This is a genomic window from Pseudomonas sp. S1(2024), from assembly GCF_046557535.1.
Map to the genome: position 1 here is coordinate 310,682 of NZ_JBKGFP010000001.1, position 15,425 is coordinate 326,106.

General features: G+C 54.1%; 12 protein-coding genes. 6 read left to right on the forward strand and 6 right to left on the reverse strand.

Annotated elements, in window-relative coordinates:
* Positions 1 to 277 precede the first annotated feature (277 nt).
* The 4 genes from ACLCGK_RS01665 (at position 278) to ACLCGK_RS01680 (ending at position 7,075) form a co-directional block, all read left to right on the forward strand.
* A complete protein-coding gene (locus tag ACLCGK_RS01665) occupies positions 278 to 4,345 on the forward strand; it encodes a DUF4165 domain-containing protein (protein WP_410951028.1) in 4,068 nt (1,355 codons plus the stop codon).
* A gap of 206 nt (positions 4,346 to 4,551) precedes the next feature.
* The gene (locus ACLCGK_RS01670; protein WP_410951029.1) at positions 4,552 to 5,145 is read left to right on the forward strand and encodes a hypothetical protein; all 594 of its coding nucleotides are present in this window, start codon (positions 4,552 to 4,554) and stop codon (positions 5,143 to 5,145) included.
* An 11-nt stretch (positions 5,146 to 5,156) separates the two neighbouring features.
* Positions 5,157 to 5,690, forward strand: a complete 534-nt coding sequence (locus tag ACLCGK_RS01675) for a type II toxin-antitoxin system death-on-curing family toxin (RefSeq protein ID WP_410951030.1) — start codon at positions 5,157 to 5,159, stop codon at positions 5,688 to 5,690.
* A gap of 104 nt (positions 5,691 to 5,794) precedes the next feature.
* Complete coding sequence (locus tag ACLCGK_RS01680; protein WP_410951031.1) at positions 5,795 to 7,075, forward strand: hypothetical protein; 1,281 nt, start codon at positions 5,795 to 5,797, stop codon at positions 7,073 to 7,075.
* A 54-nt stretch (positions 7,076 to 7,129) separates the two neighbouring features.
* Here the strand turns inward: ACLCGK_RS01680 and ACLCGK_RS01685 are convergent, their stop codons facing one another.
* From ACLCGK_RS01685 to ACLCGK_RS01695, 3 genes are all read right to left on the reverse strand, one after another.
* On the reverse strand, positions 7,130 to 7,372 hold the full coding sequence (locus ACLCGK_RS01685) for an Ig-like domain-containing protein (RefSeq protein WP_410951032.1): 243 nt from the start codon (positions 7,370 to 7,372) through the stop codon (positions 7,130 to 7,132).
* Between the two features lie 468 nt (positions 7,373 to 7,840).
* Positions 7,841 to 8,662: a nucleotidyl transferase AbiEii/AbiGii toxin family protein gene (locus ACLCGK_RS01690; RefSeq protein WP_410951033.1), complete on the reverse strand. Its 822-nt coding sequence runs from the start codon at positions 8,660 to 8,662 to the stop codon at positions 7,841 to 7,843.
* On the reverse strand, positions 8,578 to 9,096 hold the full coding sequence (locus ACLCGK_RS01695) for a hypothetical protein (RefSeq protein WP_410951034.1): 519 nt from the start codon (positions 9,094 to 9,096) through the stop codon (positions 8,578 to 8,580). Before ACLCGK_RS01695 ends, ACLCGK_RS01690 begins: the two co-directional genes overlap by 85 nt.
* Positions 9,097 to 9,333: 237 nt before the next feature.
* Here ACLCGK_RS01695 and ACLCGK_RS01700 point away from each other — a divergent pair, with 237 nt between their 5' ends.
* Positions 9,334 to 9,612, forward strand: a complete 279-nt coding sequence (locus ACLCGK_RS01700) for a hypothetical protein (protein ID WP_410951035.1) — start codon at positions 9,334 to 9,336, stop codon at positions 9,610 to 9,612.
* On the opposite strand, the gene ACLCGK_RS01705 is transcribed toward ACLCGK_RS01700, so the two are convergent.
* Positions 9,579 to 10,325, reverse strand: coding sequence for a GIY-YIG nuclease family protein (locus ACLCGK_RS01705; protein WP_410951036.1), 747 nt, complete (start codon positions 10,323 to 10,325; stop codon positions 9,579 to 9,581). The genes ACLCGK_RS01700 and ACLCGK_RS01705 overlap by 34 nt on opposite strands.
* A gap of 222 nt (positions 10,326 to 10,547) precedes the next feature.
* Between ACLCGK_RS01705 and ACLCGK_RS01710 the strand changes: the two genes are divergently transcribed.
* Complete coding sequence (locus ACLCGK_RS01710) at positions 10,548 to 10,826, forward strand: hypothetical protein (protein ID WP_410951037.1); 279 nt, start codon at positions 10,548 to 10,550, stop codon at positions 10,824 to 10,826.
* Positions 10,827 to 10,926: 100 nt separating this feature from the next.
* Here ACLCGK_RS01710 and parC read toward each other — a convergent pair whose 3' ends face one another.
* Both parC and parE read right to left on the reverse strand, forming a co-directional pair.
* On the reverse strand, positions 10,927 to 13,182 hold the full coding sequence (gene parC / locus ACLCGK_RS01715) for a DNA topoisomerase IV subunit A (RefSeq protein ID WP_410951038.1): 2,256 nt from the start codon (positions 13,180 to 13,182) through the stop codon (positions 10,927 to 10,929).
* 37 nt (positions 13,183 to 13,219) lie between these two features.
* Positions 13,220 to 15,118, reverse strand: a complete 1,899-nt coding sequence (parE, locus tag ACLCGK_RS01720) for a DNA topoisomerase IV subunit B (protein ID WP_410951039.1) — start codon at positions 15,116 to 15,118, stop codon at positions 13,220 to 13,222.
* Positions 15,119 to 15,425: the final 307 nt, after the last annotated feature.

Genomic DNA, 15,425 nt, shown 5'->3' on the forward strand with positions numbered 1-15,425 from the left:
AGTCAATATAGGTCAATCACATCTGGATTTCCAGTGTGGATTGGTACCACAGAAATCTCGTTGGCTGTTCTTCAGGCCCCACGATTGAAAGATGGGCAAGCTCAATTCGGGTGAAGAGCTAAACCCCAATGGACTTTGGAATGGATCCATGAAAAACTCAATATGTAGCTAAAGGCTAAAAGATGCATGTAATTTGACGCGACGATCCGATGCGATCCGCTGTGGGGAAATTCAGGTTGGCCTTACCCAAAGAGGGTAGAGCGCGAAGGGGGTTCTGATGAGTGTAGGTGATAGGATGAAGAGGACGCGCAGAAAATGTGCCTGGGGAGCATTGGGCATTATTTTGGGGCTACCACTGCTGTCAGTCGACAATGCCTATGCCGACCTGGTCAGGTACAGCTACACCACCGGCACGGGCGAGCAGGTCGCAACCGAGCCCGGAGTCGGATTTATCAATCCAGCGTCCACGGTGTCTTTCATGGTCAGCGGCGGGATTGACCGTAAACTTCGCGTAACCGTCACCCCCAATGGTTCTTCGGCACCCACTTTTATCAAGGAAAGCACTAGAGTCTTGGGGGCCAACGACGTCATCACCTACAACGGCAAGAGCTACTACGGCGAAGAATTTCTGAGCCCAAAGCTGGCGGATGGGAAGTACTCGGTTCGCACAGATATCTTGTCGAGCACGGGCGCTATTGTCCAGAGCGACAACAACAGCCTGGTGATCGATACAAAAGGCCCGGTGGCCGGCACCTTCGCGCCACGACCGTATACCTGGGGCACCCCTGTTCTGACTGGAGATGTGTGGAAGCTTGGGCTGGCGGCTGCCGATGCTGCAACCTACTCAACCTTTGTTTTGAGTGGCTTTTCTGACACTTCTGGGATCAGCAATGTCACGGCGAGGGTATATCGGGCGACAGGTGAGCTCTACAAGGCGCAAAACGTGCTGTTTTCCGAAGACACTAAAACAGCGTCGATTCAGTACCGTACAAATTTCTTTCCCAACTCCGACCTTGATGAGGTGTTTGGCGTTGATTTTGTCATCACAGACAAGGCCGGCAACGTCACTGCGACCAACCGGCAGAAGGTCATGTTTGACAACATTGGCAACGCGCCGACCGAGCCATTCGCCGTCTATGATCCTGATAACACCGCTACCCTTGCACCAGGGCTGAAAGGCTTCGTGCCTTATGTGCCAGGCTATGCGGTGAAAACCAACCCGATTCGGCTGGCCTGGAAGATTCCGAAAACCAACTGGAACGACTACCGTCTGGGTGGGTTGAGGTTTCAAAACAGCTTCGGCGAAAACACGGTTGTTGGCACAGATGACACTTTCGTTTACTTGGTAGGATCGTTACCGTTTCGGGCCGAAGACACCAACTACATACGCTTTTTTAATTATGGCGAATGGGGCTCTCAAGGCACCATTCGGTATGACCTGGTGCTTCACCCCAATGCCCCGAAAACGCCTGTGATAAAATTGGTGGAATACTATTTCAGTGACAAAGGCTGGATGAATTATTCTGGAAGAATCGTGAGGCCCGAGGAGCTTCCGATCAAAGTTACCAAGGTCAGATACACTGTCGAAGCTCGTCCGTTCGCCCAGGTGGCGACCCATCTGGGCACCTGCACCATCCCTGCGGGGCAGACCCAGTGCGAAATCGCCATTGACACTACACTGGCCAAAGGCACTACGGGCTACATGCATAACCAGGCGGTACTGAAAAGTGCTGACGGGGCTTTGAGTGCTTCTGGGCAGTGGGCAAACGTCTGGTGGAACGATCTGTATTACCCCGTTCTGAGTTACACCTACAATGCCGCCGAAATGATCCTGACACTCAAGGTGCAACAGCCGCATCAAGGGGACTACAACAACTACCTTGCACATAAAACAGCGTGGATCGAGAACAAATCTGGTGCCCAACTCCCCGTTACCAAAAAACTGACCTCATCCAATGGCGGGAATTTCGAGTATGAGTTTGACCTGAAAACCCTCCCGGAGGGCACCCAGGAGATCGTAGGCGCTGCCAGTGAAAACCTGGGCGCAGTCTCCAGAATTCCATTGTTCACCGTTGAGAGCGACCGCAAAAGCCCAGTCATTGCTGTCAGCAAAGGTGCCAGCGAAACCATCGACACCCTGGACAAAATCAGCTTCACGGTTACCGATGACAAGGATCCCGCGCCGAAGATTGTGTCGGTGAATTTGACAGGTGGGCCCGCCAATGAGTCGATCGCCCTGTCGTACCGAAAAATCAACGCGACCACCTACGGCCTTGAATACCCTATCCTCTTCCCATCATTGGCAGCTGGGGAAACCTACACGCTGACAGTCACCGCGCAGGACGCCCAGAAAAACACAGGTACCGGAGCAACGACGTTCTTGTATGGCCCGCCGATGGCAGGTATCATCGATCATGACAAAGGGCTGATCAACATTCCTGCGGTACCCACGGAATTCAAACGAAAAGATGGCTCTGTGCTGATCAACAGTCAGCAGCTGAAGCTTGCTGATGGCACGCCCGTATCTGGAGTCTATGATCTGCTCGCCACCGTGCGCTCGGATGCGGTCACCCCCCTGCGCATTTCGGGTTTCACCGTGAACCCTGGGTCAACGGTGATGCTGGGTCAGCTGAATTTCACCAGCACCGGTGGTAAGATATCCATCCCTGTAGTGCCTGTCACACCGGGCGCGGTCGGGAGCAATAGCCTGATCATCTCCACCTCGGCCCCCAACTCCCCCGTGGTGTACGCAAACATCACGACCTGGCTTCCCACAGTGTCACTGGCCGTCAACGATGACAAACCCGTGCAGGCAATGACCACTGTCAGTGCCACGCTTGAACAAGCAGCCGGCAATACTTGCCAAGTGACGACCTCCCCCGAAGTGGCCAAGTCCGCTGACCCGATCCTAGCGCCAGTCTGCCTGCTGGAATGGACAAGCATCCCACGTGGGCTCAAGCAGACGGATGTGGCAGGCACGCTTCATCCCATGACGCAGTTGACCGGTCGAGCCCTGGATGTCGGTCGGCAAAAAATCGGCTATTCCCTCTCCCTCTACAACAAAGGCACGGAGAAGGTGCTGCTGACCAGTAGCGAGCAGTTCCTGGATGTCCAGTCGACCGTCGCCTCGGCCACCTTCTCCCAGTCACTGCAAGGCAAGCCCGTCACGCGGGCGATCGACCTGATTTCGGTGACAATGTCTCAGCTGACAGGCCCGAGGTGCAGAATTACGGGGGATGAGGCCATTGCCAGGGAGGCAGGTGTGGCGGGCACGTCACTCACATGCTTGATCCAATTCACCGCCGTACCAGAGGGCCTCAAAATCAAATCCCTTGATCCCTTGGAACTGGCCGGAAAACTGCCTCGCGCTGGCGAACAGTCAATTCGCTGGACGGCCAGTGTGTTCGATGCCTCGGGCACCAAGCTCACCCTTGAACAAGGCCAATCGACCATTCAGGTGATTAATCCAGATGTGACAACGTCGCTGGAGTTCAAGGTCAATGAGGGCTCCCAGGCGACTGTCACGCCAGCGGACAGCCATCCAGATGCCTGGCAGAGCAAGACGTATTCGGTGCTCTCAGACCCTGAGCACGGCAGTGTCGTGCCGACCGCATCGGGTTTCACCTACACCCCTGCTGAAGGCTATGTCGGCAGCGACGGGTTCACCTACAAGGTGCTCGATGCCTCGGGCATGGCTGTAGAGGGTGCTGCGCACGTGTTGGTCGAGAAATACAACTACGCCCCCACCTTTGCCTCCGTAGTGATTCAGGGGCGTGAGGGGAAGCTGAGCGACCCAGTTGTCCCAACCGTGCAGGATCGCAATCTCTGGGACAGTCACAGCTATGCTGTCACTCAAGCACCGCAGAACGGCATAATCGTGGTGCTGGGTGACCGGTTGGCTTACGCGCCAGCCCCAGGCTTCTATGGCGACGACAGCTTCAAATTCACCGCCACTGACCAGGCTGGCTTGGCCATTGAAGGCAACGGGGTGGTCAAGGTCGATCAGTACAATCTCCCGCCCCTCAGCATCTCGCCGAATGAGGTCAAGGCGTATGTCGGCATCGGTGGTGCAGCAACCTTGACCGTCACTGACCCTAACCGCTGGGACTCGCATGTGTTCGAGGTAATCCGCCAACCCGGTCACGGGGTGGTCACCCTGGAGGGGGCGCGGATGAGGTTCCAGACAACAGGTGCTAGCGATACATCAGTGCTCATTCGAGCCATTGACCAGAACGGCCTGTATGTTGATCAGAATATTGACCTCAAGCTGATTCCTATGCCGCGTGGCAACAACAGGATTCGCATGGGGGCGCCCATCAGCCAAGTGCTAGCCAGCCCCGAATGATTGTCTGCTGATGCCAACAGGCCCTACCCTAGGGCCTTTTTTATTTTGAAGGGGCTGACCTTTGCGTCCCCCTCTCCCGCCATCAAGCTATAACCTTTCGCGGCATCGCTCAACCAACTGACCCTTGGCCAATTTATTGATAAAGGCTTGACCTTCACCATTACGTTGCCATAATGGCAATCAATAACTGGCCATGAGCGACCATCATGATCAAAGTAGTGAAGGATGATTTTCCATCTTACATGCCCGGCGAACCCTGCGCCCTGTGCACCAAGCCCACAAACTTCTGGTACGAGCCGCATGATGTCGCCGTATGCCCAGAATGCGCGAAAACCGCATCGGTCGCCGATGTGCCGAGCAAACGCGACTGGCTGATTGCCAATGGGGATTCCTTGCCGGTGGGCTGGATGTGCGCAGCCGACAAGCGTCGTCGCAAAAGAAAAGCTCCTGTACCGCCCACGGTGCAGGAAGAGTCTCCGGCGCGGGCCGCCATTTATGCCGCCAGCGAGGGGCTCGACCGCATGGCCGACAACCTCCTCAAAAAAGCACTGGAAATCCGTGAAACTGCCAAGATCGAACGCTGGAAGGGCGCACCTAGCTGGGCCAACGTGTTGATCGGGCCATTGCCGGGATCCAGCATTGACCCAGGCGACTACCGCTGGGGGCAGCTGATCGAGCCAACCTCGACCGTTTTCTTTGCTCCGGGTCAATCAGGCACTTTTCTGAAATTGGTCGACGGTGAGTGTATGGGTTATGGCATTATTGAGTTCAGCCCCACCTTCACTCCAGAAAATGGTTAGGAGTAACCGCAATGTCCCTGCCCATCGGTCTTTTGATTCGCCAGTATGAAGACACCTTTACCTGGCTGCAGCGCTATGACGACGACCGCTTCCCAGACGTCGAAGGGCAATCTGCAGGTGAGCTTCCACCGCTTGACCAGGCTCAATTGCAGCTGGGTGAGCTCAAGCGATTTCTGATGGAAAAGGGCGAGGCCTCGGAACTGTTTGCCCGTGACCGGGGGCAGGAGTTGGCCGCCCTCCTGGGCAACCTTGAACAATCGGTATTTGGCTCGCCCGCCTATCCCACAGTCGAAAGCAAAGCCGCCCACCTGCTGTATTTTGTCGTCAAAAACCACCCGTTTTCGGATGGCAACAAGCGCTCGGCGGCATTTTTGTTCGTGGCATTCCTGGACTTCAATGGGCGCCTCGCTCCTGAGACCGGTGGTGAAGCCTTGATCAGCCCCATGGCCTTGACCTCGCTCACGCTGATGGTCGCCCAGTCCAGCCCGGAGCAGAAGGACACGATCATCGCGTTGATCGTGGCCATGCTCAGCGCCAGCGAATGATGCGTCAATAGACAAGCCAGTGGCTTGGCGCCACCTTCTTGGGTTGTTCAACTCCCGGCAACTCAGTATGTATACTGAAGGTCAAGACTTCAGGAACTTCCGACATGACCTCGCTTTTGACTGGCTTTGCTGGCTTGCAGCTGAACAATCGCATGAATAGCGACGGGGCACGACCGTATGACGAATGCCCTGAACTCATTTCGGGCGAGGTGCAGCGCAGTTGCCAGTCGGCCTTCAGGCAGCACATGCTCAACGACACAGGTATCGATGATCTGCTGGACGCGGTTGCGTCGACACCCAAGTCGGAGCGGGACGATCGCGAAGCCGTTGACATCTTCATTGCAAACGTCGCTTTTGCACTGAGCGCGCCATGTGGTGATTATGATGATTTGCTGGAGTACATTCTTGAAAAATTCGCAGAGTTAGACGCGTTGCTGATACGAGATTGTTACGACACAATCCGTTGGATCTTGGATTGCAATCCAATCAACCCCTACCTTGCATTCAAAAACACATCAGTTGAAAACTGGTTGGATCTCAATGAGGCATTCTCAGTTCAGGACACGCTTCTCCAGCTTGCCGTAATTTTTGATGATGCTCCCATGGTGGAAAAAATATCCAAATCGGTTTTCTCCCGTGATTTTAGAAAAAGTCTTTGTTCGGCCTTGGCAAAGACTGTGTTTGACCCCCTATCCAGTGTTCGCAGCTGGGCTGAAATGACCACGCCATCAATGATGGAGGTCGAATGCCGAATCTCTCGTCAGGCTAAAGCGTTAGAGACCACCTCGTTCCCCCTGGCTTCCGTTGGGTTGGATATTTCAGGGCATCAGCTTTACAAAATCGCTCCTGAAATAGGGACTAAATGTGAGTTCTACGAAGGCCTTTACAACATGGACTCACTTGCAATTCGCTCAAAAGACCATGGTCTAAGGCATATTCCTGGCTATTATGAGCTACTAACCCGCTATCCAGAAGTGATTGAAGATTGTCTGGCGGCGGCCATGAGTGACAATCCTTTCATGGTGCAGGTGCTTATCGAAGATCTGCATAAAGCTGGCATCCCAGGGCATCAGATCCTTTACAAGCACATCGAGCGTCGCTCTCCAGGCGAGTATCTGGACAAAATCGCCAGCGCAAACACGCTGGAACAGGAATATGTCGAAGATTTGCTTTCTTCATCAGCCAACCAGGTTAGAGCTGGCAAGGCTCACGGTATGGCAATAGACGCATTGCTCGCATACGTTGATCCGCAGCATATAGACCGGTGCGCCAAAACCGACACTCAGCTTCGGGCTGCCTACGCCTTTACAGGCGAAAAGCGGTACCTGGAGCGCATGTCAGAGGGGACGGCAGTCGATCAGCTAGGCGCAGACCTGGGTCTCTAGGTCTGTGGCTTCGTCCATCCTGGGCTGCCACTACCAGGCATGAATGCGGAATGGTCATTTGCCGTTGGCGGACACCGTTATGACGCCACTGGTTGAAGGGGCGGTCAGTGTTACGCTGGCATGGCCATTTTCATCTGTAAGTGAGGCGCTGGCCGACAGGGTGCCACTGTCCGTTGACCAGGGGACAGACAATCCAGCAGCGACAGGAACACCATATGGATCAGTCAGCATAACGGTCAAAACGGTTGTGCTTACCCCATCTGCCGGAATCACCCATGCCGTGGCGGCTTGGTTCATCAGGACAGCATCGCTGGGCAGATCGCCGCCCCCATTTGAACCCGTATTGGAATTTCAGCGCCGATTGCATTGCCAAAATCAAAGCCAACAGACCCACCTGTTGAAGTGCCGGGTGACGTTAGTGGCGTGGCACGGCAGCGCAAGTGTGCAGGCAAGAGCTAAAACCATTGCTGATTTTTTCACGCGAGTCAGACCAGTCAGGTGATAAACTTACCATTTTACAGGCTTCTCCAATGACTTTCCATTTATTTGTATATTGGCTCAGTTCAAATGTGTAGAGGGAAACCCTTAGCCATGATTGAGGCACCATTGAAGACGAGCTTCGACCCTTGCCCAGGCGCAAGTGCAGCCGCCCGGCTGAGGTTTATTCCCGACTGGTGAAGGTAGACCAAGGAGCACTGTCGGTCGGTCTTGGGATGCACGTGCTAAAGCTTACTGGCATCTTGTGCTTCTAAGAGCACGGTGAAGCTAGGGCTCTGGATCACTCTCATTAATCTTGGGGCCTAGATCATTTCCAGACTCAATATTTTCCACAGCTTTTGCAAATAACCCGCGACGATCGTGACCTGAGTTTACTATTCGTGATTCCACACTGTCGAATAGATTAATAGAGGCTTCATCAAGGTTGAAGTCAGATGTTATTGGATCTTCCTCCCATGCTTCTAAGTATCTTTCGAGCATAGAGCTTGGATTGCCAAGCTCATTTTTAAGTCTAATCAACTGATGCTGATCAACCACAATATTTGGTTTTGCCAGTATAAAATTCAGGTCATATATATCCCTAGACTTAGTTCTTTGATTGCTTGTTTCCGTACCAACAACGGCATTAACTTTCTGGTTGAATATCTCCTGAATTGAATAGGTCTCTATGCCGTTTATTGTCACAAGGGGTGGCTGGCCATTTCCTTTTCTGAAATCGCGAAGTGAAATATCCAGTTTCAACTTAAAACTTCCGTACTCACCACTGACAAAAATATTGTATCGACTGCTTGTTGAAGTGTTCTTGGGGTTTTCAACCTCGTATGTGCAGCCGAGCGCTTGGTACTTTGGGGCAAGCGACCCAAGCACTGACTTTAAATTTCTAGGGGCAAAAGCATCAAAGTCTAGGTCTTCCGAGAACCTTGTACCCCCGTGGCACAAGAGGAGGGATGAGCCACCCTTGAATACGAGCGATGATCCCGATAGCTTTTCAAGAACATCTAGCATCAATGAAAGGTGTTTTCCTCGAACGGAGTCTTTTTTGACCCTGATTCTAGCTGTGACGTCATCCAGGATTGCAGTCTTATCCATAGTCCATCCTCTTCTAATTTTTCTTTTGCGAGGGTAAGTACATTTACAAGGGCATCTCGATCACTTTTAGCAGGGAACCATTCATCGGCCTCGACAGTGCAATGCACTTTGCCTGAAATTGCCCATTTGATCAGTATGTCTGCTGCAGCCCTGTGGTGGGTTGCCATAAAAACCCTCTTATTAAAGTGAGGAATTTTTAAAGCGTCTAGCTTATTTGAAATATCAACAATCCCAAAATCACCGAAATACTTATTAGTGCTGGGATAGTGAATGCCAGAAAGAGAAACCTTGAAGACCCCACGATCAAGATCAAAATAATTCAGAAAGTGCCACCCGCCAGTATTCTTTGAGGTTGGGAAGTTTATCGCCGGCACGCCAGTGATGTAGTGTTGCCGATCTGCTCTTTCGAGGGAGTTATCGAATAAATTTGACACCTTCCGCTCCTCCACAATACTTCTGTAACATATATTAATGCAGTGACACCCGGTACAGTATAGGAATAATCCATTCAGGTGTAAACAGCCACTCATGATTGAGTGGGGCGTGGCTTCCACACCCTCCGTGCTCTCTCACCCGTAGCCTTTTCGACAGGGCCTGATTCACATGAGATGCTACAGAATTCCACCAGCTGACTCGGCTGTTAAGGGCCGATCCAAGGCTCGCTCCCCAACATGGAAGACCTGCTTGAGTTATCAAACTACCCTGAGGACAAGCAGTGGAGAATACACAATCAAGTGCTCAAAACGCTGTTGTCCACTGTTGATCCGGCGCTGATCGAGCAACACCCCAAGACGGACGTGCAATTGAGGTCGGCCTCCATGATCACAAATGATAAGCAGTACCTGGGTCGTTTGACCGAAAACGCAGTTGAAAATCATCTTGTGCAGCATCTTGGGCTGTGCGTAACATTTATAAATCACTGCATAGGTAGAAGATCCTGGATGGCATGACCACTCTGGAGGTTTTTAATTAGGCAATCCAGTTCCCGGTTTTCTTTAAACCACTCATATCCGCATGCAAATTGATGAAAATGCTTATGCAGCTTCTGCTCCAAATCACGCCCATGATCTGGTATGGCATGCTCAAGAAATATATCCCCCCTACCGTGCTGGCGACTAATCTCAATCATTCGTGCCACTGGGTCGCCAGAAAATCCAATCTTAATCTGCTTATTATTTAAATCTCTAAAAAAATAGACATATGTTGATGAATTCCCAATGCAGAATAGGGGTCTCACTAAGCTCTTACCTTTCTTTTGCAGCAGGAAACGCTTGGCCTTCTGCCATGCCTTAAAGGTTTCACTTCTTGCTAAATCTATTGCTTTCTGTACATTGCCAAATTTGTCAGTGGCCTCAACGAAACCACATCGATAAGATTTGTAATCAGGGCAATAGAAAAATTCTCCAACGGGCACCCAAAAAGTCGTTATAGCAAGTTTATCGCTGGCAAGATCGGTCGGGAATGATTTAGGCCCACTTATGGTTGAAAATTCAAAATTGTATTTAAGTGCATGGCACAAAGCATTATCCACACGACGCTTATCACCCTTCCTCCAACCCTGGCGCTTTACGACTGATGCATATTGCTTGGTTCTGTATAGAAAATCATAATTAATGTCATTTTCATGAATTTTGTTGATCGCCATTTTCACAAATTTGTTCACATAGTACTCCAAAATTTTGTTTGCAAATTGCGCGCAGCATTCCGACAGAGTAAATGCCAGTCTCGATTGGCTGAATGACATCACCTCTGAGTGGGGCAGGCCAGCACAGCCATGGGCTGTCGCTCACCGGCGATCGCTCATTAAAACTCGATTCTGCGCATCAGCCATGGCATAATTCGGGCCGCTATTTATTGCTCTACCCCGTCGACTGCTGGAAGCACCATGAGATTTCTAGACGCCCTGGTCTGTGTATGCTTGGCCATGGAAATTCACAAAACCGACAAAGCAGTTCGTACCACGGCAAGGCGCTGCGCAAAGAAGGTGTCGCCCAAAGACAGGGTCTACATGATGCATATCATCAACAGTCCTCGACCTGTGCTGCATGTCCAGGCCTTCCTCATCACCCTGCCGGATCACATCCTGAACATAGGGGCAGAGAAGCCAGGCGGCACGCTGGTGCCCTTCAAGAAATCTGCTCTAGATGTCTCTGGCAAGCACTGATCTTGCGGCCAGTGCCGTCCAACTCGGCTACTGTTTCCCATGCTGAGTGGTTACCCCATGAAAAAGGCGCCCGCAGGCGCCCTCTTCAGATCCTTCAAGCTCAGCTGGCGCTGACCTCGACCTGATCCACCTTCTGGTAGCCCTTGGGCAACAGGCTGCCGCGCTTGCCCCGACTGGACTTGTAACCTTCCAGATCAGAAGGCTTGAGGGTCATGGTGCGCTTGCCAGCGGTAATCAGCAGGCTGTCACCCTCACTCAGGGTCACCAGTTGGGTCATCATTTCTTCCCGCGAGGCTACACGGTCGCCAGGCACGCTGATGATCTTGTTGCCTTTGCCTTTGGGCAACTGTGGCAGTTCGCTGGCCTGGAACATGAGCAGACGCCCTTCGCTGGTGACTGCAGCGACCCAGTCCTGGTCACGATCCTTGAGCAGGATCGGCGCGATGACTTTGCTGTTGTCCGGTAAGGTCAACAAGGTCTTGCCGTTCTTGTTCTTGGACTGCAGGTCTTCGCCTTTGACCACAAAGCCATAGCCAGCATCGGAGGCGAGCAGGTAGTAGGCTTGATCGTCTGGCAGCGTCACGCATTCAAACGTCGCCCCCTGCTGGATGCTGAGCTTGCCCGAAAGCGGCTCGCCCTGGGTTCGGGCTGAAGGCATCTGGTTGACCGGGAGGGAGAAGCTGCGACCCGTCGAGTCAATGAACACTGCAGACTGGTTACTCCGGCCATTGGCGGCCATCTTGAACGTATCGCCGGCTTTGTACGACATCCCGGCGCCATCGACATCATGGCCTTTGGCGCTGCGCACCCAGCCTTTATCCGACAGCACCACCGTCACCGGCTCAGAAGGCATCAACTCAGTTTCGGACAGTGCCTTGGCTTCAGCGCGCTCCACGATCGGCGAACGGCGATCATCGCCATAGGTGTCGGCATCAGCAATGATCTCCGAGCGCACCAGTCCCTTGAGCTCCACTTCATTTTCCAGGTACAGCTTGAGGCTCTCGCGCTCCTGCAGCAACTGGTCTTGCTCGCCACGGATCTTCATCTCTTCCAGGCGTGCCAATTGGCGCAGGCGGGTTTCCAGGATGTAGGTGGCTTGGGCTTCGGTGAGCTGGAAGCGCGCCATAAGGGCCGTACGCGGCTCGTCCTCGGTGCGAATGATGTGAATCACCTCATCCATGTTGAGGAATGCGATGAGCAAACCTTCCAACAGGTGCAGGCGGGCCTCGACCTTGTCCAAGCGGAATTGCAGGCGGCGGCGCACCGTGGTGATGCGGAACTGCAGCCACTCGCTGAGCAACGTGGAGAGCCCCTTGACCGCAGGGCGTCCATCCAGGCCAATCACGTTGAAGTTGGCGCGATAGCTCGATTCAAGTTCAGTGGTGGCAAACAGGTGATCCATCAGCGCTTCAGTGTCGACCCGGTTGGAGCGCGGAACGATGACCATGCGGCAAGCGTTTTCATGGTCGGATTCATCACGCAGATCCGCAACCATCGGGAGCTTTTTCGCCTGCATTTGTGCCGCGATAGTTTCCAGCACCTTGGCGCCCGACACTTGGTGCGGCAGCGCGGTGATGACAATGTCGCCGTCTTCAACGCTATACACCGCACGCATTTTCACCGAACCACGACCTGTTTCATACATCTTGAGGATGTCACCAGGCGAGCTGATGATTTCAGCTTCGGTCGGGTAATCCGGGCCCTTGATGTGTTCCATCAATTGCGCGGTGGTCGTCGCTGGATCATCCAGCAGTCGAATGCAAGCAGCGGCCACTTCGCGCAGGTTGTGCGGCGGGAAGTCAGTGGCCATGCCCACGGCAATGCCCGTGGTGCCGTTGAGCAGCAGGTTGGGTAAGCGCGCTGGCAGCGTGGCAGGTTCCTTGAGGGTGCCGTCGAAGTTAGGCACCCAGTCAACCGTGCCCTGGCCCAGCTCGGTCAGCAGCGTTTCGGAGTAGCGGGAAAGCCGCGCCTCGGTGTATCGCATGGCTGCAAAGGATTTCGGGTCATCCGGGGCGCCCCAGTTCCCCTGGCCATCGACCAGGGTGTAGCGGTAGGAAAACGGCTGGGCCATGAGCACCATCGCCTCGTAGCACGCCGAGTCGCCATGGGGGTGGAATTTACCCAGTACGTCACCCACGGTACGCGCTGACTTCTTGTGCTTGCTGTCGGCATCAAGGCCCAGCTCACTCATCGCATAGGTGATCCGGCGCTGCACAGGCTTCAGGCCGTCGCCAATGTGCGGCAACGCCCGATCCATGATGACGTACATGGAGTAGTTGAGGTAGGCCGTCTCGGTGAAATCAGCCATCGAGCGTTCTTCAACGCCCTCCAGGCTCAGGTTGATCGCATCGTTCATGATGGAATACTCATTCAAAATTCGGTTAACGGCCTACTCAGACTTCGACATCTGCGAGGTTGCCCTTGTCTTCCAGCCAGCTCTTGCGATCAGAGGCACGCTTTTTCGCCAGCAGCATATCCATGATCTCGTTGGTCACGGCGTGGTCATCGATCGAGAGCTTCACCAGGCGGCGGGTGTTCGGATCCATGGTGGTTTCACGCAGCTGGGGCGGGTTCATCTCACCAAGGCCCTTGAAGCGTGTGACCTGCGGGGTGCCACGCTTTTTCGCAGCGGCCAGGCGATCGATGATGGCGTCGCGCTCGGCTTCGTCCAGGGCGTAGAATTTCTCTTTGCCCAGGTCAATGCGGTACAGCGGCGGCATCGCGACGAAGATGTGGCCGGCAGCCACGAGCGGACGGAAATGCTGGACGAACAGTGCGCAGAGCAAAGTGGCGATGTGCAAGCCGTCCGAGTCGGCGTCGGCCAGGATACAGATCTTGCCATAGCGCAGCTCGCTCAGATCCGACGAGCCTGGGTCAATGCCAATGGCCACGGCGATGTTGTTCACTTCCTGGCTGGCCAGGACTTCGCCGCTTTCGACTTCCCAGGTGTTGAGGATCTTGCCACGCAACGGCAGGATGGCCTGATACTCCTTGTCGCGGGCTTGCTTGGCACTGCCGCCTGCAGAGTCGCCTTCGACGAGGAACAGTTCGCCACGCATCGGGTCGGTACCCGAGCAATCCGCGAGCTTGCCGGGCAGTGCTGGGCCCTGGGTGATCTTCTTGCGCTCGACCTTCTTGCTGCTCTTGAGGCGGCGGTGGGCGGCGCTGATCGCCATTTCCGCCAGCGCCTGGCCCTTGTCAGGGTGTTCGTTGAGCCACAGGCTGAAGGCATCTTTTACCACGGCGCTGACATAAGGCGAGGCTTCGCGGGAAGACAGGCGCTCTTTGGTCTGGCCGGAGAACTGGGCATCCTGCATCTTCAGCGACAGCACGTAGGTGATGCCGCCCCAGATATCCTCAGGAGCCAGCTTGACGTTGCGTGGCAGCAGGTTGCGGAACTCGCAGAACTCGCGCATGGCATCGAGCAGGCCTTGGCGCAGGCCGTTGACGTGGGTACCGCCCTGGGCAGTCGGGATCAGGTTGACGTAGCTCTCCTGCAGCGCTTCGCCGCCCTCTACCAGCCAGGTCAGGGCCCACTCCAGCTCGACCTTGTCGCCACGCAGCTTGCCGGTGAAGGGGTCTTCCGGCACGGTTTCACTGTCAGCACAGGCCTCGGACAGGTACGAACGCAGGCCATCCTCGTAGTGCCACTCGATCTTCTCACCAGCGATTTTGTCTTCAAAACTGATATTCAGGCCTGGGCAAAGCACGGCTTTGGCTTTCAGAACGTGTTTGAGTCGGCTGGCGGAGAATTTCGGCGAGTCGAAATACTTGGGGTCTGGCCAGAAGTGCACGGAAGTTCCGGTGTTCTTCTTGCCGACCGATTCAATGCGTTCCAGCTCGGTGAGCTTGTAGCCGTCAGCGAAGCTGATGCTGTGCAGGCCGCCATCGCGCTTAATGTTGACCACCACATTGGCAGACAGGGCGTTCACCACCGAGATACCGACACCGTGCAAGCCGCCCGAGAACTCATAGTTCTTGTTCGAGAACTTGCCGCCCGCGTGCAGTTTGGTCAGGATCAGCTCGACACCGGACATCTGCTCGGTGGGGTGGATGTCAATGGGCATGCCGCGCCCGTTGTCCGTCACCTCCAGCGAGTTGTCTTCATGCAGGATCACTTCAATGCTTGTGGCATGCCCGGCCATCGCTTCGTCGACGCTGTTGTCGATCACTTCCTGGGCCAGATGGTTCGGGCGTGTGGTGTCGGTGTACATGCCAGGACGTTTGCGAACCGGATCCAGCCCGGAGAGCACCTCGATGGCATCAGCGTTGTATGTATTGGGCAGCGTCATGAATGATCTCTTGACAAGTGACTGGGAACAAAAGGCCAAACGGACTGAGGCATCGAGCTAGCGCTTTCGCATTTCAGCTGCGGAGTAAACCTCATTTTTCCAGATTTGGCAATATATTGGCGAGCTCTCTCGCATGCATCTGATGCTAACTTCTTAATTTCAAACGGTATGGTGCACGACAGTGGTTAGCGTTTGCAGTTAATCTGGTTTTCATGTTTGCCCCAGCGCTGTCTTAGAGTTCTTTTAGTAAAGCCCCGTGGTGCGAGGCCAAATATGCGCAATTTTCCAGCAACCTTGAAACGGCTTG